The 22,851-nt window shown below is 66.9% G+C and carries 23 protein-coding genes; 9 read left to right on the top strand and 14 right to left on the bottom strand.

Annotation, left to right across the window (positions count from 1 at the left end; translation table 11 throughout):
* Positions 1 to 29 precede the first annotated feature (29 nt).
* The 4 genes from CHB86_RS11390 to CHB86_RS11375 all read right to left on the bottom strand — a co-directional run bounded on the left by CHB86_RS11390 (position 30) and on the right by CHB86_RS11375 (position 4,958).
* Positions 30 to 2,300 carry a GumC family protein gene (locus CHB86_RS11390; protein WP_176442851.1) on the bottom strand — a complete coding sequence of 757 codons (2,271 nt, stop codon included), beginning with the start codon at positions 2,298 to 2,300 and terminating at the stop codon, positions 30 to 32.
* A 162-nt stretch (positions 2,301 to 2,462) separates the two neighbouring features.
* The gene (locus tag CHB86_RS11385; RefSeq protein WP_089233180.1) at positions 2,463 to 3,626 is read right to left on the bottom strand and encodes a PqqD family peptide modification chaperone; all 1,164 of its coding nucleotides are present in this window, start codon (positions 3,624 to 3,626) and stop codon (positions 2,463 to 2,465) included.
* Positions 3,627 to 3,628: 2 nt separating this feature from the next.
* Entirely contained in the window at positions 3,629 to 4,594 is a 966-nt protein-coding gene (locus CHB86_RS11380; RefSeq protein WP_217898297.1) for a nucleotidyltransferase family protein, read from the bottom strand.
* Positions 4,595 to 4,718: 124 nt separating this feature from the next.
* Positions 4,719 to 4,958: a hypothetical protein gene (locus CHB86_RS11375; protein ID WP_089233178.1), complete on the bottom strand. Its 240-nt coding sequence runs from the start codon at positions 4,956 to 4,958 to the stop codon at positions 4,719 to 4,721.
* A gap of 435 nt (positions 4,959 to 5,393) precedes the next feature.
* Between CHB86_RS11375 and CHB86_RS11370 the strand changes: the two genes are divergently transcribed.
* Positions 5,394 to 6,308: a YegS/Rv2252/BmrU family lipid kinase gene (locus tag CHB86_RS11370; protein WP_089233177.1), complete on the top strand. Its 915-nt coding sequence runs from the start codon at positions 5,394 to 5,396 to the stop codon at positions 6,306 to 6,308.
* Positions 6,309 to 6,317: 9 nt separating this feature from the next.
* On the opposite strand, the gene CHB86_RS11365 is transcribed toward CHB86_RS11370, so the two are convergent.
* The 6 genes from CHB86_RS11365 to CHB86_RS11345 form a co-directional block, all read right to left on the bottom strand.
* Positions 6,318 to 6,881, bottom strand: coding sequence for a L,D-transpeptidase (locus tag CHB86_RS11365; protein ID WP_089233176.1), 564 nt, complete (start codon positions 6,879 to 6,881; stop codon positions 6,318 to 6,320).
* A 282-nt stretch (positions 6,882 to 7,163) separates the two neighbouring features.
* Complete coding sequence (locus CHB86_RS11360) at positions 7,164 to 7,370, bottom strand: cold-shock protein (protein WP_089233175.1); 207 nt, start codon at positions 7,368 to 7,370, stop codon at positions 7,164 to 7,166.
* 211 nt (positions 7,371 to 7,581) lie between these two features.
* Positions 7,582 to 7,719 carry a hypothetical protein gene (locus CHB86_RS24625; protein WP_176442849.1) on the bottom strand — a complete coding sequence of 46 codons (138 nt, stop codon included), beginning with the start codon at positions 7,717 to 7,719 and terminating at the stop codon, positions 7,582 to 7,584.
* Positions 7,720 to 7,823: 104 nt separating this feature from the next.
* Positions 7,824 to 8,150: a divalent-cation tolerance protein CutA gene (cutA, locus tag CHB86_RS11355; RefSeq protein WP_089233174.1), complete on the bottom strand. Its 327-nt coding sequence runs from the start codon at positions 8,148 to 8,150 to the stop codon at positions 7,824 to 7,826.
* Between the two features lie 1,003 nt (positions 8,151 to 9,153).
* Complete coding sequence (gene ettA, locus CHB86_RS11350; protein ID WP_089233173.1) at positions 9,154 to 10,809, bottom strand: energy-dependent translational throttle protein EttA; 1,656 nt, start codon at positions 10,807 to 10,809, stop codon at positions 9,154 to 9,156.
* Positions 10,810 to 10,893: 84 nt separating this feature from the next.
* The gene (locus CHB86_RS11345) at positions 10,894 to 11,811 is read right to left on the bottom strand and encodes a trypsin-like serine protease (RefSeq protein WP_089233172.1); all 918 of its coding nucleotides are present in this window, start codon (positions 11,809 to 11,811) and stop codon (positions 10,894 to 10,896) included.
* Between the two features lie 121 nt (positions 11,812 to 11,932).
* On the opposite strand from CHB86_RS11345, the gene CHB86_RS11340 reads away from it, so the two are divergent.
* Together CHB86_RS11340 and dacB are read left to right on the top strand one after the other, a co-directional pair.
* Complete coding sequence (locus CHB86_RS11340) at positions 11,933 to 12,529, top strand: nicotinate-nucleotide adenylyltransferase (RefSeq protein WP_245837917.1); 597 nt, start codon at positions 11,933 to 11,935, stop codon at positions 12,527 to 12,529.
* Positions 12,530 to 12,625: 96 nt separating this feature from the next.
* Positions 12,626 to 14,134, top strand: coding sequence for a D-alanyl-D-alanine carboxypeptidase/D-alanyl-D-alanine endopeptidase (gene dacB / locus CHB86_RS11335; RefSeq protein ID WP_089233170.1), 1,509 nt, complete (start codon positions 12,626 to 12,628; stop codon positions 14,132 to 14,134).
* Positions 14,135 to 14,144: 10 nt separating this feature from the next.
* On the opposite strand, the gene CHB86_RS11330 is transcribed toward dacB, so the two are convergent.
* Positions 14,145 to 14,567, bottom strand: coding sequence for a tellurite resistance TerB family protein (locus tag CHB86_RS11330; RefSeq protein ID WP_089233571.1), 423 nt, complete (start codon positions 14,565 to 14,567; stop codon positions 14,145 to 14,147).
* Positions 14,568 to 14,708: 141 nt separating this feature from the next.
* Here CHB86_RS11330 and CHB86_RS11325 point away from each other — a divergent pair, with 141 nt between their 5' ends.
* Positions 14,709 to 16,292: a lysine--tRNA ligase gene (locus CHB86_RS11325; protein ID WP_089233169.1), complete on the top strand. Its 1,584-nt coding sequence runs from the start codon at positions 14,709 to 14,711 to the stop codon at positions 16,290 to 16,292.
* Between the two features lie 45 nt (positions 16,293 to 16,337).
* Here the strand turns inward: CHB86_RS11325 and CHB86_RS11320 are convergent, their stop codons facing one another.
* On the bottom strand, positions 16,338 to 16,967 hold the full coding sequence (locus CHB86_RS11320; RefSeq protein WP_176442848.1) for a hypothetical protein: 630 nt from the start codon (positions 16,965 to 16,967) through the stop codon (positions 16,338 to 16,340).
* Between the two features lie 228 nt (positions 16,968 to 17,195).
* Here CHB86_RS11320 and CHB86_RS11315 point away from each other — a divergent pair, with 228 nt between their 5' ends.
* Complete coding sequence (locus tag CHB86_RS11315; protein WP_089233167.1) at positions 17,196 to 17,612, top strand: DUF4864 domain-containing protein; 417 nt, start codon at positions 17,196 to 17,198, stop codon at positions 17,610 to 17,612.
* Positions 17,613 to 17,631: 19 nt separating this feature from the next.
* Here CHB86_RS11315 and CHB86_RS11310 read toward each other — a convergent pair whose 3' ends face one another.
* Complete coding sequence (locus tag CHB86_RS11310; protein WP_089233166.1) at positions 17,632 to 17,826, bottom strand: SlyX family protein; 195 nt, start codon at positions 17,824 to 17,826, stop codon at positions 17,632 to 17,634.
* A gap of 106 nt (positions 17,827 to 17,932) precedes the next feature.
* Here CHB86_RS11310 and hisS point away from each other — a divergent pair, with 106 nt between their 5' ends.
* The 3 genes from hisS to hisG are packed head-to-tail and all read left to right on the top strand — an operon-like array spanning position 17,933 to position 21,225.
* The gene (hisS, locus tag CHB86_RS11305) at positions 17,933 to 19,411 is read left to right on the top strand and encodes a histidine--tRNA ligase (protein WP_089233165.1); all 1,479 of its coding nucleotides are present in this window, start codon (positions 17,933 to 17,935) and stop codon (positions 19,409 to 19,411) included.
* 3 nt (positions 19,412 to 19,414) lie between these two features.
* Entirely contained in the window at positions 19,415 to 20,530 is a 1,116-nt protein-coding gene (locus CHB86_RS11300; RefSeq protein WP_089233164.1) for an ATP phosphoribosyltransferase regulatory subunit, read from the top strand.
* A complete protein-coding gene (gene hisG, locus CHB86_RS11295; protein ID WP_089233163.1) occupies positions 20,527 to 21,225 on the top strand; it encodes an ATP phosphoribosyltransferase in 699 nt (232 codons plus the stop codon). The genes CHB86_RS11300 and hisG overlap by 4 nt, the downstream gene beginning before the upstream one ends.
* 7 nt (positions 21,226 to 21,232) lie before the next feature.
* Here the strand turns inward: hisG and CHB86_RS11290 are convergent, their stop codons facing one another.
* Positions 21,233 to 21,664 carry a DUF1489 family protein gene (locus CHB86_RS11290; RefSeq protein ID WP_089233162.1) on the bottom strand — a complete coding sequence of 144 codons (432 nt, stop codon included), beginning with the start codon at positions 21,662 to 21,664 and terminating at the stop codon, positions 21,233 to 21,235.
* A 204-nt stretch (positions 21,665 to 21,868) separates the two neighbouring features.
* Between CHB86_RS11290 and CHB86_RS11285 the strand changes: the two genes are divergently transcribed.
* Positions 21,869 to 22,837: an NAD(P)-dependent oxidoreductase gene (locus CHB86_RS11285; protein ID WP_089233161.1), complete on the top strand. Its 969-nt coding sequence runs from the start codon at positions 21,869 to 21,871 to the stop codon at positions 22,835 to 22,837.
* Positions 22,838 to 22,851 lie beyond the last annotated feature (14 nt).

Raw genomic sequence — 22,851 nt, 5'->3', positions numbered from 1 at the left:
CGGTGGTTCCGTGTTCTCCCTTGTACGGGTCAGGTCTCGTAGTAGTCGCGGTAGCGGCCCTTGTAATAGCCGTAGCCATCATAGGAATACCGCGCCGCCTTGGTCTCGTTGACCATCGTCATCACGACGCCGGTCAGCTTGATGTCGAGCGACGTCAGTTCCCGGACACCTTCCAACACGGCCGCGCGGGGCGTGCTGTCCCAGCGGACGGCAAAGACGATCGCATCCGCCATCGAGGCGACGATCCGGGAATCGGTGACGACCAGCGTCGGCGGCGTGTCGAGAACCACGAGGTCGTAGCTCTGCGACAGGTGTTTCACCAGGTGCTCGAACCGGTGCGAGGACAGCACGTCGGCGGCATTGATGTTGGCGTTGCGCTCCGACGACTTGGTCATCAGAACGTGCAGCCCGGTGTTCGGCTCCTTGTACACCGCCTCTTCGAGCGTGGCGGTGCCGTCGATCACCGAGAGCAGGCCGTGCTCGTCGTCCTTGATGTTCAGCACCTTGCTGAGGGCAGGCATCCGCAGGTCGCAATCCACGATGATCGCGGACTTGCCCATCTGGCGGCTGGTCAGGGCCATCAGCATCGAGGTGGTCGACTTGCCCTCGCGCGGCACGGAGGAGGTGAACATGATCACCTTCGGCGGCTTGTCGACATTCGAGAACAGGATCGAGGTGCGCAGGTTGCGGATCGACTCGGCGAGCGAGGAGTTCGGCTTCTCCCGCAGCAGGCTGATCACGTCGTGGCGTTTCATTCGGCTGCCGGCGAGCGGAACCGTCGCCAGCACGTTCTGCCCGACCATCTGCTCGAGCTGTTGCGGCGAGCGGAAGGTGTTGTTCAGGCGGTCGAGCAGGAACACGATGCCGACGCCGGCCATCAAGCCGACGATGAGCGAGAGCATCTGCGTGCGCTTGGCGGCGGTCGTCAGCGGCCCGAGCGGCACCTCGGCGGGCGACAGCACCCTGGCGTCGACCGTCTGCAGGCTCTCCTCGGCCGCGGTTTCCTGCAGCCGCGACAGCAGGTTCTCATAGAGCACGCGGCTGGCTTCGGCCTCCCGTTCGAGCTGGCGGATCTGGACTTCGCTGCGGGCCTGTTCGGCGGACTTGTCCTCGAGCTCCCGGACCTCCATCGACAGCGTCTGCGCGGTCGCCCGCATCGCCTCGATATCGACCTCGATGGCCTGGATGATGCGATCGGCCTCGGCGCGGATGTTGCGCTGCACCTCTTCGATCTGGGCCTGGACCCGCGCGATCGCGGGGTGGCCTTCCGGCACCGTGGACCGCAGCGTCGTCAGGTTCGCCATCAGGTCGCTTTCCTCGGCACGGAAGCCGGCGACGATGGGAGAGGAGCGGAACTCGGTGAGCGCGCCGAGGTCGCGCCCTTCCGCGACGGCCTGGGACAGGCGCTGGAACTGGGCCTCCTTGGCGGAAAGCTCATTGCGCGTCACCGCCAGCGAGGCGTTCAGGGCCTGGAGCTGCTGCTGCGTGACCTCGACGCTCTGGCCCGTGTCCGTGGACAGACGGGCACGCGCATCCTCGACAGCGCTCTCGGCTTCCTGCACGCGGTTCTTGAGCTGCTCCACCCGGTCGGTGAGCCAGGTCGCGGCGGAACGCGTGGTCTCCAGTTTCCCTTCCAGCTGGTCGACGAGGTATTGCTCGGTGATCTCGTTGGCCACCATCGCCGAGAGGCGCGGGTTGCCCGAAGTGAAGGAAACGGAGATCACCCGGCTTTCCGGAACCGGTGCGAGCGAGATGCCGGATTCGACGCGGCTGATCAGCGCCAGGTGCCGGCGGCGTTCGATCTCGTCCGTCGGCAGCGGCGGGCCCGGAGGCGCCTTCAGGCCCACGTCCATCATCCATTCGGTCACCGCCAGCGGCATCGAGGGGCGCCATTGCCACCAATGCGTCTCGATCTCTTCCTTGGCGCGCGGGCGGTATTCCGGATGGTTTGACAGGTCGAGGTTGTCGATCACCCGCTCGATCAGCTTGGTGGAGCGCAGGATCTCCGAATGGGTCGGCAGCGTGGTGTCGCCGAAATTCGCCTGCACCATGACCCCCTGGTTCTGGAGGACGTCGGCCGTCGGGATGCCGATCAGCAGCTTGGCCGTGGCGCGGTAGCGCGGCTCGATCTGCGAGGCGGACAGGTAGCCCATCACCGCGCCGATCAGCGCGCAGACAAAGATGATCCACTTTCCGCGCCAGAGCGTCCCGAAGATCGCGCGCAGATCGATGACGTCATCATCATCTTCCACGACCTGGGACGAATAATGCTGTTCCGGACGCGAATTGGATTTTGTCATGTCAAGCATATCGGCTCGCAAGGGCTTCGGTTGTCAGTAACATCGGTTCCCCGTGGTTGCGAGGGGGCACCGACACGACGCAGGGGCGGCGGCGCCTTGCGGTCGCGCGCAGGGGTAAGGAGAAAAGGAAGACGACCACGTAAGTAACTATTCCACATTAGACTATTCGGCCGGCAGATGCCGCAAGCAATCCGTCACAGCGGCGTGAGCGGCCCCGCTGCTGCCATAGTGCAACGCAAACGCCGGGGTCGTCGTCGCGAAGGACAGGAAGCTGTCGCCGGTATCCGCCGCGAAGTCGATATAGCTCTCGTCGTTGAAAAAGAGTTGCATCGTCTCGATCGGAGACAGGCGTCGCGTGGCGTGGTCCTGAGGCGGCAGGTCGGGGCGAAACCGGATGTCGAGGATCACGTCCGGGCGCACCGGCGCCGTGGCGCGCGCCTCGGCGGGCAGGGAGTGATAGCGCACGTCCCGCAGGCCGATCCGGTGTGTCCTGGCGCTTGCGAGGCCGGGAAAGGCCGGCTGAAGCAGAGACCAGGCGCCTGATTTGAAGCTGAAGGCGAAAGGCATCGGGGTGGCCTTCATGCCGCTGTCGAAGGCGCCGCAATCCTCGGCCACCAGTTGCCAGCCGCGGGAGACCAGTTCCGCCGACAGGGTCGACTTGCCGGAACCGCTCCGGCCGGTCAGCAGCAATGTCCGTCCATTCCGGGTGAGGACGGAGGCGTGCAGCACGGCCGTCCATGCAGTGTCGGACATCAACCGGATGATCTCGGCCACGACGATCCCGCGCGCCTCCACCATGTCCTGTGCCGGGCGGTGAAACGCGCCGTCGAGGCAGATCCGCCAGCCGCCCTCGGGGCCGACCGCCTGAAGGCGAACGTCTGGCGTGGCGTTCGTGACCGGGAAATCGACCGTCAGGTCGGCGATCGCCGCTGCGAGCTGGCGGTCCTCCACGCCGATCCCGACCGGCCGGCCGGCGAGGCGGACGGTCCGCGACAGGGCCCAGGTCTCGCGGCCGGTGACGCCGTTTGGGGGTGTGTCCGAACGGTTGGAGGGGCTGGGCTGAGCAGTCAGCCCCTGACGCTGCCAAAGATCGATGCAGAGCGCCACGTCTTCCGCGGCTTGTTCCCGCCGCGCAGGCACGGCGTCGGCATAGGCCCGCGCGGCGCGCTCCCGGTCGGCGGTGTCGATCAGGGCGTCCCAGATCGCGGCGGCTGCGGGGTTGAGGCCGACCACCGCATTCAACGCCGGGTAGAGCCCGATTATGCCGTCCTCGATAGGCAGGCTCTTGCGCCAGTGCCGGCAGGCCGACAGATCCTCTCCCGGCATGACTAGCGTGCCTCTCCGAGGATGTAGCGCCGATAGGCCCGGCGGTAGGTTTCCGGCTGGACAAGGTAACGCAACGCCCGTCGGCGGGGTTCACCGCCGGCGGCCAGACTGCTCACCGCTTCCTGCGACAGGTTCGCGAAGGCGCCGAGCCGCTGCGTCCAGCGCCGGTCGAGCTGCCAGCGCCAGCGGGCGGCGTCGAGCCGGGCCAGCCGCCCCATGGGGGAGAAGGGCGTGGGCATCCCGGTGAATTCCTCGAGGCACGAACCGGTGATCTCGACCAGCTCCCCACGGCCATGTTTCACCAGATGCGCCTCGATCGAGCGCCAGTCGATGGACGTGCCATGACGCTTCGAAAGGAAGTTGATGTCGAGCAGGTCCCGCATCTGTACCAGCGGCGCGAGGTAGCCGCCGCCACCAAGCGGCCCGTGCAGCATCGCGATCAACACCTGGTCTGTCGGGCTGGGCACCAGGGCCTTGCCCTGTCCGACCGCCACCGGGGTAGCGCGGGCAATGATCTCCTCCGCCGGCGCGAACTTGCGCAGGGCTTCGCGGAACAGGGAATGATGCAGCTCCACCGGCGCCGTGCCGCCCGCGCCCTGCACTGGCAGCGCATGTTTGTGCCGGTTAGTCAGCTCGCTGTCGCCACTGTCCTGCGGGCCGAGCCCGGCGAGGGCTTCGAGCGCCTCGAAGGCGGCCTCGAGCTTCTCTGCCGGCACAAGGATGTCGATGTCGCCCAGCAGCCGCGCGCCCCGGTCCGGCCAGAGCTCGCCGACCAGTTGCGCCGCGCCCTTGAGCAGCACCGGCACCGCGCCTGCCGTGTTGAGCGCCCGCGTCACGGCTTCGATCTGAGAGAGAATGGCGGCGTTGCGCTCGCAGTTGAGCGCGTACGCGAGTTCCAGCCCTTCCACGGTGTCGGATCGATGCGCGCGCTCGGTCTCGGTCAGGCTAGGCCAGATCGACGGCAGCAAAACCCCCGTCAGTCCTATCAGGCGAGGATCGTCCGTTTCGATCGGGGGGCCGGTGCGGCCTGCAATACGGTGGCCGAGTGCAGCTTGGGTTCGAAGGTAATCCTTCATCAAGCTCCGTTGGGTGTCACAGCTGGGGGCCGCTCTGCTGGACCGAGTCCGGATCGCCAACATCGGGGCAGGTCCAGTCCACGCAGGAACCGCCGCGCCATTCCGCACGGGATTCCGACGGCGTCAGCAGCATAACAACTGCAGGCGCCGCCCCGGCCAGCAGGCCGATCTTCGACAGCGCCGCGCGGCGCCCGAGATCCGCCGTGTCTCCGGCTTCAACCGAAGCGTCTTTCCGTTCTTCGAAATCGCCAGACATGTCCTATCGACCTATTCACAAAATCCAAGAGTGTTGGCGCCAAACTAGCGTTCAAAGGTTTTCGAAACAAGGCCCTCTGCGCTGCAGCGCCAATTCCGTGTGACCCTGTTTCCCATGGATGCCGCAAGTCGGCAAGACCTGGCCGGTCTGGACGCAGGGGAAGACGAAACATGCCGGGATTTGTCGCGAAGTCGCACGCTGATCGCTGGATTGTGCACGCTTCGTGCATGACCGCGAAGTGCCTTGGTGTGGCCCTGCTGCACCACGCCGTCGCCGTCATCCCGGGCCGTGTGTACGGATCCGCATGTCGCCATGGGCGCCGCGAATCGCGAATGCCGGGGTTTCGGCCGGCCTCGGCGAAGGCGGTCGCCGCGACGTGTTGTGCCTTGAAATGCCTCGCCAAAAGGTGACACTTCCGCCGAACGATGGCGGATCATGCAGATCGCCAAAGACAGCGCGGGGCCGGATATGGCAGCGAAAAACCTTCTGATCCTCACGCGGAAAGCCGCGGCGAACGACGATCTGAGGGCGGCCATCAAGGCGCTCAAGGCCGACCATGATCTTGATGTCCGGATCCCCTGGTCCCAGAAGCAGATGCGCAAGGATCTCGGCCGCGAGATCGACCGCGGCTGTCGCCGGGTGGTGGCCCTGGGGGGGGACGGCACTCTGAACTCCGTGGTCAACGCGATCTGGAAGCTCAAGGCCGGCAAGGAGGTCGAGCTTGGCCTCGTTCCTCTCGGCACGGCGAACGACTTCGCCCGCGGTTGCGGCCTGCCGCTGCGAGACCGCGACGCCGCGCTGCTGCAGGCGCTGATGGGCAAGACGCGTCCGACCGACCTTGGCCGCGTGAACGGGCGGCACTTCATCAACGTCGCGTCCGGCGGGTTCGGCGCCATGGTCACGGCGACCACGCCGCGGGACATGAAGAGCGTGCTCGGCGGCCTGGCCTATACGCTGCACGGGCTGGCGCGTCTTGGCGACCTGCGCTCGCAAACCTGCCGGATCGCGCTGGATGGCGGCGGCGCGCGGGTGGTCTCCCTTGCCTTCGCGGCCATCGGAAACGGGCGCTTTGCCGGCGGCGGGTTCGACGTCGCGCCCGAGGCGGAACTGGATGATGGTGTCCTTGACCTGTCTATCGTCAGCCACGACTGGCAGGGGGCTCCGGGCTTTCTCATGCGGGAATTGATGGATCCCACCAACCCTGAAAACGAGGCGGTGGTCTATCGCACCTTCGAGCATCTGGTGCTCGAGACGGACCAGGACTTCCACCTCAATCTGGACGGCGAGCCGATGGTCGATCGCCGTTTCGAGATCTCCGTCGTTGCGGCCGCGCTCCGTGTCGTGCGCTGACCGCGTCGGTCAGAGGACGGTCACGATGGTGCCGATGGGCACGCGCTGATAGAGATCGATCACGTGCTCGTTGAGCATCCGGATGCAGCCGTTGGAAACCGATTGCCCGATGGACTGCGGTTCGGTGGTGCCGTGGATCCTGAAGAACGTGTCCCGCCCGTTCTGGAACAGGTAGAGCGCGCGCGCGCCGAGGGGATTACCCGGGCCGCCGGGCATCACGTAGTCGTTGTCGACGAACTTGGAGTAGGACAGCGGATCGCGCTCGATCATCTCCTGGGTCGGCCGCCAGGTGGGCCACTCTTTCTTGACGTCGATGGTCGCCGTGCCGGTGAACTCCAGCCCTGCGCGGCCGACGCCGACGCCATAGCGGATCGCCTTGCCGGGTTCGGTGACGAAGTACAGGAAATGGCTGCGCGGCAGGATCAGCAACTGGCCGGGCAGGAACTCCTTCTTGATGTTCACGTACTGCGGCTGGAACTGCGGCGGGATGACGAAAGGTTGGGCTTCCTGCGCGATGGCCGGCGCGGCGACGGCCGCGAGGCTGGTGGCGAGGAAGGAGCGACGATTGAACATGTGATCTGACCGGGATGTGACTGTTTTCCGGATCAGACTGCACTCCAAGCGGGCGGAGAATCAACAATCGGGCCGGAGGGCCGCGCGTAACGGTCGATCACGACACCGCCAGAACACAATCGCGCAAGGGATGTCGGCCGGATTTCGGCGGCAATCGAAACGATCGGGGCTGTCGGGGGAGTTTGTTGGCCTGCTGTGAACGGGCACGGCCAGTCCGGGAGCAAGGCCCGGAAACGATTCGGCCCGCGGTGTCGCGGGCCGTCGTGGTGCTGAGGGCTGGCCTCAGAGAGCTTCGAGGTTGATCGCAGCTTCGCGGCCGTCGCGGCCGGCTTCGATGTCGAACGACACCTTCTGACCATCGGCCAGGCCGGTGAGGCCCGAACGCTCGACGGCGCTGATGTGCACGAACACGTCGCGCTTGCCGCCTTCGGGGGCGATGAAGCCGTAGCCTTTGGTGGTGTTGAACCATTTCACGGTGCCAGTGGCCATCCGTCTATCTCCTTTGAGGTTCGCTGCCCGCGACAGTGCGGCAACGTCGGCGTCAGTCGTGGCAGTCGAGACTGAAGCCTGAGAGGAGACAGTTGGTCGAAATGCGGTAACGGTCGCATATCGGGATATGGAGACTCCCGGCCGATCTAGCAAGAAAAATCTTCGAGACCGCTGCGCCGGCCGGGAGCTTTTCCGGGCGGGAAATTCCGCCTCAGATCGACGCCCAGTCCGTGAAGATCGGACGCGGCGCGGGTTTCTCCGGGCGCTTCGCCTCGGACCGCCGGGGCGGTTGCTTCGCCGAAACCGGCGCGGACTTCTCGAGCTTTGGGGATTTGGGTTTATCAGGCATCACAAAACCTCCTACACACTAACAACACCACGAGTATTGCACATTTTGGGGGCTTTGTCTCGTTTTTGACGCGGCGGCAATCGGGCAGGGGCGGGGCCGCCCGCCTAACCCGTGTTGTCGCCCGAGGTCTCGGCGGCGATCCAGGACAGGTAGGCCACGCTGGCTTCCATCGAGACCCGGGTGATCGGGGGCACCTCGTAGGGGTGCAGGCGGTTGATCTCGGCCTCGACGAGGTCGCGCAATTCCTGCCGGGTCTTGAGCATCAGCGGATGCTGCTCGGCGGTCTTGATCTCGTCGCGCCAGTGGAATCGGGCGAGCACCGGCGGGTGCCGGTTGGCCGAGGCGACGAGCCTCTGGGAGAGCAGGGCGTCGGCGATCTTGTCGGCGGTCGCGGCGTCGGGGCAGTTCACGATGAAGGCGAGGAAGGGCATGGTCGGCTCCTTTCGGTTCGAGCCTACGCCGCCCGCAGGAGAGCGCAATGCGACGCGGCGGCGCTGCGGACCCGGGAAACTTTCGTGAAACAATCGGGGCCCTGCCCGCGTTGTCCCCGCAATGCCAATCCCAGGAGAGGGTCGATGACCGACAAGCGCAACCGCCAGCAATCCCCCGACCGCCGCGCCCACCCCCGCGACGACCGCACCCCGCCGAGCAAGTGGCAGTTCACGGATTGGGCGGCGATTTGAGGGGGGGACCCTGTTAGAGTCCAAGTTAGGAATACTGGATCGGACCGCCACAGACTGTGAGATGCTGCTTCGAAATGTGCAGTGTACTTCATAGGAGGGAAGGGCGGCCGCAGCCGCCCAACGCTACAGCTACAGGAGAAATCCAAGTATCGTCAGCAAGAGTGCCAAAGTCCCGACTACGTCGGAATACTGCACTCGCCCTTCCAATCTGATCGAGAGGCGCATGGGAATAGCCCTAGCGATGCTCGACCGGTCGAGCGATTTAAACCGCTCAGTACTTCTATCCCGCCCCTTAGTTGGCGGCTTGGTGCCCCCTGATGATCACTTGGAGGCTCCTGTCGATGGCAACACGAGAGCTTGTCGCTGCCGTTCCACCTTAGCGAGTCCGGGCTGGGGACCCACACAGCGCCGCTAAGCGCTTCCCAATTCGTGAGCCGGAATCGCGGTGCCCTCACAAAACGAGAGTCGCTCACCCGCCCAACAGCCGGCCCTGCCGACCTCCAAGGGCACATCATATATGTGTTGAGGCGAGCGATGTGTCAATATCTTGATCGCGGTTGCGCGCTCCGGACGGGAATGCCAAGTGAGCCAGAGCATGCCATCGGTCCGCTTTGAGAGAATGAACCCGCAAAGTCCGGTGCCGTTAAGGCTTCGACCGATGCTTCAGAAAACCAGCAGATCGCCCCCCCCCCAAAAAAACCGCGCCCTCCCGAGGGAGAACGCGGCCTTGTGTTTCGCGGCGTGAACCGACTTAGCGGGTGAACTTCTTGTACTTCACCCGTTTCGGTTCCACCGAGTCCGGTCCCAAACGGCGGATCTTGTCTTCCTCGTAGGCTTCGAAGTTGCCCTCGAACCATTCCACGTGGGCGTCGCCTTCGAAGGCGAGGATGTGGGTGCAGAGGCGGTCGAGGAAGAAGCGGTCGTGGGAGATGATCACGGCGCAGCCGGCGAAGTCTTCCAGCGCGTCCTCGAGGGCGCGGAGGGTTTCCACGTCGAGGTCGTTGGTCGGTTCGTCGAGCAGCAGCACGTTGCCGCCTTCCTTGAGCAGCTTGGCCATGTGGACGCGGTTGCGTTCACCGCCCGAGAGCAGGCCGACCTTCTTCTGCTGGTCGCCGCCCTTGAAGTTGAAGGCGCCGCAATAGGCGCGGGAGTTGATCTGGGCGTCGCCCAGCTCGATCACCTCGCCGCCGCCGGAGATCTCTTCCCAGACGGTCTTGTTCGCGTCGAGCGCGTCGCGGGACTGGTCGACATAGGCCAGCTGTACCGTGTCGCCCATGGTGATGGAGCCGGTGTCCGGCTGCTCCTGCCCGGTGAGCATGCGGAACAGCGTGGATTTGCCGGCGCCGTTGGGGCCGATCACGCCGACGATGCCGCCGGGGGGCAGGGAGAAGGACAGGTCCTCGATCAGCTGCTTGTCGCCGAAGTGCTTGGACAGGCCCTCGACCTCGATCACCTTGCCGCCGAGGCGCGGCCCGTGCGGGATGATGATCTGCGCCTTGCCGACCTTTTCGCGCTCGGACTGGTTCGCCATTTCCTCGTAGGACGCGATCCGGGCCTTGGACTTGGCCTGGCGCGCCTTTGCGCCCTGCCGGATCCACGCGAGTTCGCGCTCCAGCGTCTTCTGCTTGGCCTTGTCCTCGCGGGCCTCCTGCTCCAGCCGCTTGGCCTTCTGCTCCAGCCAGGCGGAGTAGTTGCCCTCGTAGGGGATGCCCCGGCCACGGTCGAGTTCGAGGATCCAGCCGGTGATGTCGTCGAGGAAGTAGCGGTCGTGGGTGACGATCAGGATCGTGCCCTTGTAGTCGATCAGGTGCTGCTGCAGCCAGGCGATGGTCTCGGCGTCCAGGTGGTTGGTCGGTTCGTCGAGGAGCAGCATGTCGGGGGCTTCGAGCAGCAGCTTGCAGAGCGCCACGCGGCGGCGCTCACCGCCCGAGAGGTTGGCGGGCATCGCGTCGTCCGGCGGGCAGCGCAGCGCCTCCATCGAGACGTCGACCTGGGCGTCGAGGTCCCACAGGTTCTGGCTGTCGATCAGGTCCTGCAGCTTGGCCATCTCCTCGGCGGTCTCGTCCGAGTAGTTCATCGCCAGCTCGTTGTAGCGATCGAGGATGTCCTTCTTGGCCTGCACGCCCTGCATGACGTTCTCGCGCACCGTCAGGCTCTCGTCGAGCTGCGGCTCCTGCGGCAGGTAGCCGACCTTGGCGCCCTCGGCTGCCCAGGCCTCGCCGGTGAAATCCTTGTCGATCCCGGCCATGATCTTCATCAGGGTCGACTTGCCGGCGCCGTTGACGCCGACGACGCCGATCTTCACGCCCGGCAGGAAGCTCAGGCGGATGTTCTCGAAGCATTTCTTGCCGCCGGGATAGGTCTTGGAGACACCATCCATGTGGTAGACGTATTGATAGGAAGCCATTGGGGCCCTCGTGCATGCGCTGTTTCGCCCCTGATAGCCAAGGGGCGCAGGGGGAGCAATGGGGGCGGGCAGGGCTGCGGGCGGTCAGTCCTGGGGCGGCAGGTGCTCCGCTTCGGGGACCATCCGCCGAAGCCAGGCGCCGATGTCGGTGGCCTCGGTGCCGGGGATCGGGCCGCGGAAGGTCGGCGTGTAGCTGCCGTGGCGCTGTGGCAGTTGCGGCAGGAACGGGCCGCAGGCCTCCGGATCCGGAATGCCCGAGCCCCAGAGCACGCCGACGAGCACCTCGCGCCCGTCGAGCTCGATCAGCAGCGGCGCGCCGCTGTCGCCGGGGAGAATGCGGCGGCTGTCTTCGCGGGTCGGCGGCAGGGCGGCGAGGTGGCAGGTGTTGTGGCCCCAGTAGCCGGCCGGCCCGGACTGGCGGTGCCGGCTCGGCGCATCGGCGAAACGCGGCATGCCCCAGCCGGCATGGCGCAGGCGCGGCAGGGCAAAGGTGCGCTCGATATCCTTGGGCGCGCCGGTCATGACGGGAACCGGGCGGGCCGCCTCGGCAGGCGGCGGGGCCTCGAGCCGGAGCAGGGCGAGGTCGGCGCAACGAGGCAGGGCATAGGCCACCACCCGGCGGCTCGCCAGCGGGTGGGCGGCGGTACTGCCGAAGGAGACCCGCTTCACCCGGAGCAGGCCGCCCGAAGGATACCAGCTGTCGGGATCCTCCCAGCTCCGGCGCTGCAGCTCCGCCTGTTCCTCCAGCCCCTCGCACTCCGCATCCGGGGCGCCGGCGGGCCGGGCGGCGCGGAACTCGTGGGTGAAGCAATGGCCCGCGGTGAGGACCTCGCGCGGGCCGATCAGGGTGCCGGTGCACTTGCCCACCCGCACCACGGCATTGCGGGCGGGGCTGTTCGTGTCGTCGCTGGTCGCCGCTTCGGCGCCCGTTGCCGCAAGCGCGAGGCACAGGCCGGCTAGAAGGGGCGGCAGGATCCAGGAGCGGGAGGGGCGGGCGCACATGGGCGGGAGCCTAGGCAGCGCCCGGGCCGGTGTCGAGCCGGCGCGGAAGAGCTTGCGATTGACATGCCTTGCGTTCTTTCCGATCAGGGGCAGCAGTCAATGCGCGGTCGGAGGTCCGGGTGTGAGATACGAACTTCCCCACGCCGGGCCCGGGCAGGCAGTGGGTCTGCTGGGAGGCTCCTTTAACCCGCCCCACGCAGGCCATGCTCACATCACCCGAGAGGCGCTCAAACGGTTCGGGCTCGACCGGGTCTGGTGGCTGGTCAGCCCCGGCAACCCGCTGAAGACCGACGGGCCCGCCCCGATGGAGCGCCGCCTCGAGGCCGCGCGCGCGGTGATGCAGCACCCGGCGGTCGAGGTCACCGACATCGAGGCCCGGATCGGTACCCGCTTCACCGCAGAGACGCTGGAGCGATTGCTGGCGCTCTACCCGCGCACCCGGTTCGTCTGGCTGATGGGGGCGGACAACCTTGCCCAGTTTCATCGCTGGGAACGCTGGCAGCAGATCATGGAGATGGTCCCGGTGGGAGTGCTCGCCCGCCCCGGAGACAGGCTGCCTGCCCGGACCTCGCCCGCTGCGGCGCTTTACGAACGCTGGCGCATCCCGGCGGCGCAGAGCCAGATGCTGGCGCAGGCGCGGCCCCCGGCCTGGTGTTTCGTCAATGTGCCGATGCGCACCATCTCCTCCACCCAGCTCCGCGCCAGCGGCCATTGGTGATGCCGCGCCGCGGCGCCGACGGGGCATCGTGACAATGCGGTGAGACGGCTCCGCGATGGCTTGCCCGAAAGGGGGGGCAGCGGTTACCAAAGTCGCATGTCGAAGCCAAAGACGCATATTTCACGCCGCTGGGTGCTGGCCGGATTGCTTTCCGGCGGCGCCAGCGTTGCGCTTGCCGAGCCGCCGCTGCGCTCCCTGCGCCCGACGCCCCGTCCGGGTGGCAAGGGCGGACGAATGGCACCGTCGGCAGAGTATCTCGTCGAACGCGCCAGGCTTGGCACCGCGACGGTCGGATTCGTGGTGGCCGATGCCGAGACCGGCGAGGTGCTGGAGGCCCGCAAACCCCTTCTGCCGCTGCCCCCGGCCAGTGTTGCCAAGGCCCTGACCACACTCTACGCGCTCGATGCGCTGGGACCGGAGCACCGCTTCGCGACCCGGCTCGTGGCGACCGGCCCGGTGGAGGGCGGGGTACTCAAGGGCGATCTGGTGCTGATGGGATCGGGCGATCCGACACTCGACACCGACCGGCTCGCGGAACTCGCGATGAAGCTGAAGGCCGCCGGCGTCACCTCTGTCGAGGGCGCGTTCCTGACCTGGAGCCGGGCCTTGCCGACCCTGACGGAGATCGACCCCGAGCAGCCCGTCCAGGTCGGCTACAACCCGGCGGTTTCCGGGCTGAACCTGAACTTCAACCGGGTGCATTTCGAATGGCGCCGCGCCGGGGCAGGATGGAACACGGCGATGGATGCCCGTTCCGCGACCCACCGCCCCGATGTGCGGGTGGCGCGGATGGCGATCGTCAAGCGCCGCTACCCGATCTACACCTACGAGGACGATGGCACGGCGGATCTCTGGACGGTCGCCAGCGGCGCGCTCGGGCAGAACGGCAGCCGCTGGCTGCCGGTGCGCAAGCCTGAGTCCTATACGGCCGAGGTCTTTCAGAGCTTTGCCAAGGGGCAGGGGATCAGCCTCGGCGCGGCGAAGCCGGTCGACGAGCCGCCCGCGGGCACCGAACTTGCCCGGGTGGAGAGCCAGGATCTGCGGGCGCTGCTGCGGGACATGCTGAAGTACTCGACCAACGTCACGGCGGAGGCCGTCGGCCTGGCCGCTTCGGTTGCGCGCGGGCCGGTGCCGGCCACGCTGGTGGAGTCGGGGGCGCGGATGTCGGACTGGCTGGGGGGCGAGATCGGGAGCCCAAGGCCCGCGCTCGTCGACCATTCGGGCCTCGGCGGGGCGAGCCGGATCACCACGCGGGACATGGTCCGCGCGCTGGTGGACCTCGGCCCCGCTGTGGATCTGGAACCGCTCCTTAAAGAGATCCGGATGAAGGATGCCAACGGCCGCCCGATGGACAGCTACCCGGCCAGCATCATGGCCAAGACCGGTACGCTGAACTTCGTGAGCACGCTCGCGGGCTACGTCACCCTGCCCGGCGGCCGCAAGCTGGCCTTTGCCAGCTTCATGGCCGACCCCGAGCGGCGGGATGCGATCCCGGTGGAGCAGCGCGAGCGCCCCGAGGGCGTGGCAAGCTGGACGGCCCGGGCCCGGACCCTGCAGCTGCGCCTGATCGACCGCTGGGTGACCACCTACGACATGACGACCTGAGGCGCCCGCCTCAGACGGTCATGTGCCGCGCGCGGGCGCCGCGCTCGATCGCCGCCGCGTTGAGGCGCGGGATCTGGAAGTAGTGGCGCATCTCCTGCAGCATCCGCAGTTCCTGGTCGGTGAGCCGGCCATCGGCGGCGGCCACGTCGCAGCACAGCGCATAGAGCGTCTCGTGAAGGCGTTCCGGCAGCGCGTCGTCGGCCAGCCCGAACAGCGCGTCGAGCCCATCCTCCTCCTCGAACAGGTCGAAGACGAGGTTGGCCATGGCCCGAATGTGGTCGGGGTCGTACTCGGCGAAGACCGGGAGATGGTTGACGATCCGTTCGATCGTCACGAGCTCCGAGGTGCGGATGTTCTCGTCGCTGACCGAGGTGGCGATCATCAGCGCGACCAGGGCGTCCTGGGGCGAGATCGGGTTCGGGTCGTTCGACATCATCGGTCCTCCGCAATATTGACTGATCGCAGATTTATTGACGCAAGCCCCGGCTCGCAATAGGGAGTGGCCCGGTCGGGCCCTCGGGGCCTTCACCAATGCGTGGCATGGGGCCGCGCCTCACCAGGAAAGACCGTTTCAATGTCCGAGATGCGCGAAGCTGCAATGACTTCCAAGGCCTGGCCCTTCGAAGAGGCGCGCCGGGTCCTGAAACGCTACGAGAAGGCGCCGCCCGAAAAGGGATACGTGCTGTTCGAGACCGGCTACGGTCCCTCCGGCCTGCCGCATATCGGCACCTTCGGCGAGGTGCTGCGGACCACGATGATCCGCCGCGCATTCGAGGTGATCTCGGATATCCCGACCCGCCTGATCTGCTTTTCGGACGACATGGACGGGATGCGCAAGGTGCCGGGCAACGTGCCAAACCAGGAGATGCTGCGCGAGCACCTCCAGAAGCCGCTGACCTCCGTCCCGGACCCGTTCGAGGAGTTCGAGAGCTTCGGGCATCACAACAACGCGATGCTGCGCCGGTTCCTCGATACCTTCGGGTTCGACTACGAGTTCTATTCGGCGACCGAGTATTACAAGTCGGGCCAGTTCGACGAGGTGCTGCTGCGCGCCGCCGAACGCTATGACGACATCATGAAGGTCATGCTGAAGTCGCTGCGCGAGGAGCGTCAGCAGTCCTATTCGATCTTCCTGCCGATCCACCCGGAAACCGGCCGCGTGCTCTATGTTCCGCTGAAGAACGTGGACGCGAAGGAAGGCACCATCACCTTCGACGACGAGTCCGGGCGCGAATGGACGCTGCCGGTGACGGGCGGCCAGGTGAAGCTGCAGTGGAAGCCGGACTTCGGCGCCCGCTGGGCGGCCCTCGGCGTCGACTTCGAGATGTACGGCAAGGACCATTCGACAAATACGCCGATCTACGATTCGATCTGCGAGATCCTGGGCCAGAAGGCGCCGGAGCATTTCACCTACGAGCTGTTCCTCGACGACAAGGGTCAGAAGATCTCCAAGTCGTCCGGCAACGGCATCTCGATCGACGAGTGGCTGACCTATGCCTCGACCGAGTCGCTGAGCTACTTCATGTACCTCAAGCCGAAAACCGCGAAGCGGCTGTTCTTCGACGTGATCCCGAAGGCGGTGGACGAGTACCACCAGCAACTGCGCGCCTACCCGGATCAGGACGCCAAGGCGCAGCTCAACAACCCGGTCTACCACATCCACAACGGGGATGTGCCGGCCTCGGACATGGTGGTGAACTTCGCCATGCTGCTGAACCTCGCCTCGGTCGCCGGTGCGGAGGACAAGGAGGCGCTCTGGGGCTTCATCCGCCGCTACGCGCCCGATGCCAGCCCGGAGCACAATCCGCAGCTCGACGAGGCGGCCGGCTTCGCCGTGCGCTACTACAACGACTTCGTGAAGCCCGAGAAGGTTTTCCGCGCCCCCGACGAGAAGGAGCGCGCCGCGCTCGAGGATCTCGCCGCCCGCCTGCGGGCCTGGGACGGCGGGCTCGATGCCGAGGAGTTGCAGAGCGTCGTCTTCGCGGTCGGCAAGGATCACGGTTTCGAACCGCTGCGGGACTGGTTCAAGGCGATCTACGAGGTGCTGATGGGCGCGAGCCAGGGCCCGCGCTTCGGCGGCTTCATCGCGCTCTACGGTGTCGAGGAGACCATCGCCCTGATCGAGAAGGGCCTCGCCGGCGAACTCGCGGCCGCCTGACCAATCAAGCATAGGCGGGCCGGCCTTCGGGCCGGCCGCAGTCGTTCAATGTTGCTCCGCCGACGGGGTCTCGGCGGATGCGGCGGTCCGGCATCGATGCGCGGTGAGCGCGAGCCAGAAACCGAACCAGCCACCGAAACTCGCGACCTTCAGAAGATCCTCGATGACGTAGGAGGCGTGGCCGAGATCGGCCACGACCGCCAGCCCCATGATGCCGATCGCCACGCAAAGCCCCTGCGTCCAGGCGCGCAGAGGGCCGCGCCAGAGGCACCACAGGATCACGAGCCCGATCAGGCCGTAGATGCCCATCAGCACCTCTTCCTCGATGCCGAGGCGCGGATAATGGCGCTCGTGCAGGATGAAGCGGTCGTCCAGGGCGAGCATCATCGAATATACGCCCACCAGGAGGAACAGGCGCCGGTGCGGCCGGTCCACCGCCGCGGCCAGCGCCAGGCATCCGCTTGTCAGGATCAGCATCGTGATGCCGATGAACGAAATGCCGCCGGCATAATGCGGCACGTCGAACTCAGAAGACGGGTCCCGCAGGATCGAAGAAATGTCGATGCCCTGGCTGTCCGCGAGGGCGACCATGGCGGCAGAAAACAGAAGGCAGAGTCCAGCGGCAAGCAGCGGTGATTTCCAGGCGCCGGGTGCGTACCCGAGCACTTCTGCCACGCGTTGCTTCAGGTGCTTTTGGGGGGATGTCGGTGTCATTTTGCCCATTTTTGCAAGGTGAAGCGAGCACGGTAGCTCGATTGCCGCGCCGCCACAAGAAGGCGGCCAGCGCCGGGTCGAGCGTGTCGAATGCGTCTCCGTTGGTTGGTCGGGTTCGCTTCTCGATTCCTCACGCGCGTTTGAAAGGTCCGCGCGCTGCACTACCGTTTCTCGTGGGAGGGCCGGATCATGTACCGCGTCAGATCACTCGTTCTTTCACTCGCGCTCGCGATCTTGGCGGGCCAGCCACAGGCGCAGGAGGCCACCCCTTCCGCGATCGAAGCGGTCATCCGCGATCAGATCTCCGACTTCGAGTCAGGGGATCTGTCGGGGGCCTTCGAGCACGCCTCCCCGATGATCCGGCAGATGTTCCGCACCCCCGATATCTTCGGCCAGATGGTGCGCGAGGGCTATCCGATGGTCTGGCGGCCCGAGGCGCTCAGCTTTGGCGCGCTGGAATCGCAAGGGCCGCGGATGCTGCAACGCGTGGTGATCCGCGACGCGCAGGGGCGGGTGCATTTCCTTGAATACGAGATGATCCAGCTCGGGGACGGCTGGAAGATAAACGGCGTGCGATTCCTCGAGCCGCCGCAGGTCGGGGCCTGAGCGCGTTCGGTAAAGCGGTTCAGTAATGCGGGGGGCGCTCGTCGCCGAGCACGACACCGCCGCTCCCCTCCGCCTCCTGTTCCGCCGCGCGTTGCAGGAGCAGCGTGACCTGACGGGTCAGCTTTTCTATGTCGCGCGCCTGTCGGGCGACGACTTCGGACAGGTCTTCGGTCGTGCGGCGCAGGTGTGCCAGCTCTTCCTCGATACGATCCATGCTCACCGTGTCATCCTTCCGATTGCGACCTTTTCCCGGCGCTCCTTGCGGCACGGACCCCCTTGGGCTAGACGCTGCCGCGACGACAGACCCGAGGAACCCCGTCATGGCCAAGGACAAGAAGCCCCGCCGCCCCAGGGCCGAAACGCCCAAGGGCTTCCGCGACTATTTTGGTGCGGAAGTGGCCGAGCGCAACCATATGCTCGGTCAGATCGCCGAGGTCTATCATCTTTACGGTTTCGACCCTCTGGAAACCTCTGCCGTGGAGACGGTGGAGGCGCTCGGCAAGTACCTGCCGGACGTCGACCGCCCGAACGCCGGGGTCTTTGCCTGGGAGGAAGAGGGCGACTGGCTGGCGCTGCGCTATGACCTGACGGCGCCGCTCGCCCGCGTGGCCGCGCAGTTCCGCAACGACCTGCCGAGCCCCTACCGCCGCTATGCGATGGGCCCGGTCTGGCGGAACGAGAAGCCGGGGCCGGGACGCTTCCGGCAGTTCTATCAATGCGATGCCGACACCGTCGGCGCGCCCTCCGTCGCCGCCGACGCCGAGGTCTGCGCGATGCTCAGCGACGCGCTGGAGCGCGTGGGCATTCCGCGCGGCGACTACCTCGTGCGGATCAACAACCGCAAGGTCCTGAACGGCGTGCTGGAAGCGGTGGGCGTCAACCCCGCCGAGGACCGCGAGACCGCCGACGCGGTGCTGCGCACCATCGACAAGTTCGACAAGGTCGGCCCGGACGGCGTGCGCGAGCTGCTGACCACCGGCCGCAAGGACCAGAGCGGCGCCTTCATCGACGGGGTCGGGTTGAGCAATGACGTGGCCGACACGGTGCTGGCCTTCATGCAGGCCAAGGGCGCCGATGCCGGCGCCACCATCCGGTCGCTGCGCGAGGTCGTCACCGGCTCCAGCATTGGCACTGCCGGCGTGGACGAGTTGGAACAGATCGGCGAGCTGCTGGCGGCGCAGGGCTATGGCCCGGACCGCACCGAGATCGACCCGTCGGTCGTCCGTGGTCTCGGCTATTACACCGGTCCGGTTTTCGAGGCGGAGCTGACCTTCGAGATCACCGACGAGAAGGGCCGTCCGCGCCAGTTCGGCTCGGTCGCAGGCGGCGGACGCTACGACGACCTCGTGAAGCGTTTCACGGGGCAGGCGGTGCCGGCGACCGGGGTCTCCATCGGCGTCGACCGGCTGCTGGCCGCGCTCCGCGCCAAGGGGCGGCTCGACGGCGTGACCAGGGGGCCGGTCATCGTGACGGTGATGGATCGCGCCCGCATGGCCGACTACCAGGCGATGGTGGGCGAGCTGCGGGCCGAGGGAATCCGGGCCGAGGTCTACCTCGGCAACCCGAAGAACTTCGGCAACCAGCTCAAGTATGCCGACAAGCGGCTCTCGCCGGTGGCGGTGATCCAGGGCGAGGACGAGGCGGCGCGCGGCGTGGTGCAGGTCAAGGACCTGGTGCTGGGCGCGAAGATCGCCGAGAACGCCAGCCTCGAGGAGTGGAAGAGCCAGCCCGCGCAGCGCGAGGTGCCGCGCAACGAGATGGTGGCCGAGATCCGGCGCATCCTCCAGGCGGGGGGCTGACCCATGCAGCCGACCAAGGACCAGGTCCGCGCCGAAGCCGGGCGGCTCCGCTCGGTGTTTCTCGAGGCCGGAGCACGGATCGTCGATCCCGACATCCTGCAACCCGCCGATACGCTGCTCGACCTTTACGGCGAGGATATCCGCGCCCGTGCCTACGTGACGGGCGACCCGCTGAAGGGCGAGCAGATGCTCCGCCCCGACTTCACCGTGCCGGTGGTCGAGATGCACATGGCCTCGGGCGAAGGGGCCGTGCGCTATACCTACGCCGGCGAGGTTTTCCGGCGGCAGGAGGTGGCCGAGCCCGGACGGGCCAACGAGTATTTCCAGGTCGGGCTCGAGATCTTCGACGCCGCCGACCCGGAAGAGGCCGAGGCCGAGGTCTTTGCGCGGTTCGCCAGCGTGCTGGCGCCGCTGTCCCTGCGGGCCGCGATGGGCGATATCGGGCTGCTGACCTCGGCGGTCTCCGGGCTGACTGCGAGCGCCCCGCGCAAGGCGGCGCTGATGCGGCACATCTGGCGCCCGCGCCGGTTCCGCGCGCTGCTCGAACGGTATTCCGGCCGCTCCCGCGTGCCGGCGAGCCGGGCGGAGCTCCTGCGCCGGTTGAAGGCGGAAAGCGCCGAAGCGCTGCTTGCCGCCAACGGGCCGCAGATCGGCCTGCGTTCGCCGAAGGAGATCGAGGCGCGCCTTCGCACGCTGCAGGACGACGCCGCCGAGCTGCCGATTTCCGCGGCCGAGGTTGCGCTGATCGACGACCTTCTGGATATCCGCGAGACGCCCGGCAATGCGCTGGCGCGTCTGCGCGACATCGCGGTCGACATGCCCGCGCTCGACCCGGCGCTCGACCGGCTGGAGCGGCGCTTCGACGTGATGCAGTCGCATGGCGTGGATCTCGACGCCGTCGAGTTCGAGGCGAACTACGGCCGCACCACGATGGAATACTACGACGGCTTCGTCTTCGGCTTCTACGCCGGCCGCCAGCCGCACCTGCCGCCGGTGGCCTCCGGCGGGCGCTACGACGCGCTGACGCGGGTGCTGGGGCAGGGGCGCGAGATGCCGGCGGTGGGCGGGATGATCCGCCCCGGGCTGGTCCTGGAACTTGGGCGCGGAGGCGCGGCATGAGCCTTAAACTCGGAGTGCCCTCCAAGGGCCGGCTGATGGAAAAGACCTTCGACTGGTTCGGTGCGCGCGGGCTCGATATCCGGCGCACCGGTTCGGAGCGGGAATACGCGGGCGCCGTGGGCGGGATCGACGGTGTCGACCTGGTGCTACTCTCCGCGGGCGAGATCCCGCGCGAGCTGAACGCCGGTCGGATCCACCTCGGCGTTACCGGCACCGACCTCGTGCGCGAGCGTATCCCCGCCTGGCAGGACCGTGTCGAGGAACTGAGCGGTATGGGCTTCGGGCAGGCGGACCTGGTGATCGCGGTGCCGAAGTGCTGGGTCGATGTCGACACGCTGGAGGATCTGGACGCGGTCGCCTCGGCCTTCCGGCAGCGGCACGGGCACCGGCTACGGATCGCCACCAAGTATCACCGGATGGTGCGGGAGTTCCTGCGCGAGGCGGGAGTAGCCGATTACCAGCTGGTCGACAGCCAGGGCGCGACCGAGGGCACCGTCAAGAACCTGACCGCCGAGGCCGTGGCCGACATCACCTCCACCGGTGACACGCTGCGCGCCAATCACCTCAAGGTGCTGTCCGACGGGCTGATCCACCGCAGCCAGGCAACGCTGTTCCGCTCGAAATCCGCCGCGTGGAACGATCGCACCCGGGCGGCGCTCGATATTCTGTCAGAGCGGCTGGAAGAAAACGTCTGAGCCGCGCTCAGCGCACCCCGATCTCGGCCAGCGCCAGTTCCAGGTCCATCGGCAGCTGGTCGTCGGCCGTCCGGCTTTCGGGCAGGTCGCGGGGGCTGTCCTCTGCAGGCAGGTAGCGCCAGCCCTGGAACGGGCGGCGCGGCACCGCTTCGGTGCGGTGGACCTCCGGGTCCAGCACCAGCGCGCAGCGAGAAACCCCGTCCGCACCCGTTGCCTCGTCCAGCCGCAAGATCTTCTGGCGGGCCAGGATCGTGCCCTTGAACACCCAGTAGATCGAGCCGCCCGCCAGCAACTCCGTCTCGCGGCGCGGCCACATGCGGGTGATGTGCCGGGGCAAACCGTCCGGCCCCTTGGCCCGGGCGCTCTGCTGCCAGGCGATGAGGTCGTCGACCGCTTCGGCGCCGACGCACAGCTTCACGAGGTTGACGTAGTTTTCCACAGATTCCCTTTCGCACGCGGCACATAATGTAGGGGGGATTGGCGGCATGGCCAATCCTTGTGGCGCGGTTTCGCCTGTCGTCGCCCTGTCCCGCGCGGCTGCTTCAACCGCAGTTTGGCCTGAGCGCGCAATCAGATCGTTTCTCAGCTCCCGGTCTTTTTGCCACCATCCCTGAAATGGAAACGGCGAAGTGGATCTTGGAACATGAAAGTCGGGTTTATCGGCCTGGGGAACGTGGGCGGCAAGTTGAGCGGCAGCCTGCTGCGGAACGGCTTCGATCTGACGGTGCTCGACCGCAAGCCCGAGCTGGTCGCAGGTTTCGTGGGCCGCGGTGCGGCCGCGGCCGGCGATGCGGCGAGCCTGATGCGTAACTGCGACGTGGTCATCACCTGCCTTCCTTCGCCCGCTGCCTCTGCGGCGGTGATGGAGGAGATGCTGCCCGAGGTCGTCCCCGGCAAGATCTGGCTCGAAATGTCCACCACCGACGATGCGGAGATCCGCCGCCTTGCCGCGCTGGTCGAGGCGAAGGGCGGCACCGCCGTCGACTGCCCCGTCTCGGGCGGATGCCACCGGGCCGATACCGGCAATATCTCGATCTTCGCAGGTTGCGAGCGCGAGACCTTCGAGCGCGTCCTGCCGTTGCTGATGACGCTTGGGCGCCGGGTCCTGCATACCGGTCCCGTGGGCTCGGCGTCGGTCCTCAAGGTGGTCACCAACTACCTCGCCACCGCCAACCTCGTCTCGGTCTGCGAGGCGCTGGTAACCGCAAAGGCCGCCGGGATGGACATGAACACCGCCTACGAGGCGATCAAGATCTCCTCCGGCACCTCCTTCGTGCACGAGACCGAGAGCCAGGTGATCCTCAACGGCTCGCGCGACATCTCTTTCACCATGGATCTCGTCTCCAAGGACATCGGCCTGTTCCAGGCGATCGCCGATCGCGCCGGCGTGCCGCTGGAGATCTCTCCGCTGCTCAACGAGATCTTCCGCAACGGGCGGGAACGGTATGGCCCGCGCGAGCTGTCGCCCAACATCATCCGCCGCCTTGAGGACGCAACCGGCCTCGACATCCGCGCGCCCGGCTTTCCGCCCGAGATGGTCGACGACGAGCCCGAGGAGCCGGGCTACGAGGTCGTCCCGACCGGCATCGCCCGCCCCGTCGCCGCCGAATGATCGCCGAAGGGACG

Origin of the sequence: Tropicimonas sediminicola, assembly GCF_900188335.1 — a bacterium.
GTDB classification, from domain to species: Bacteria; Pseudomonadota; Alphaproteobacteria; order Rhodobacterales; family Rhodobacteraceae; genus Tropicimonas; species Tropicimonas sediminicola.
This window is presented reverse-complemented; position numbering and strand designations above follow the sequence as displayed.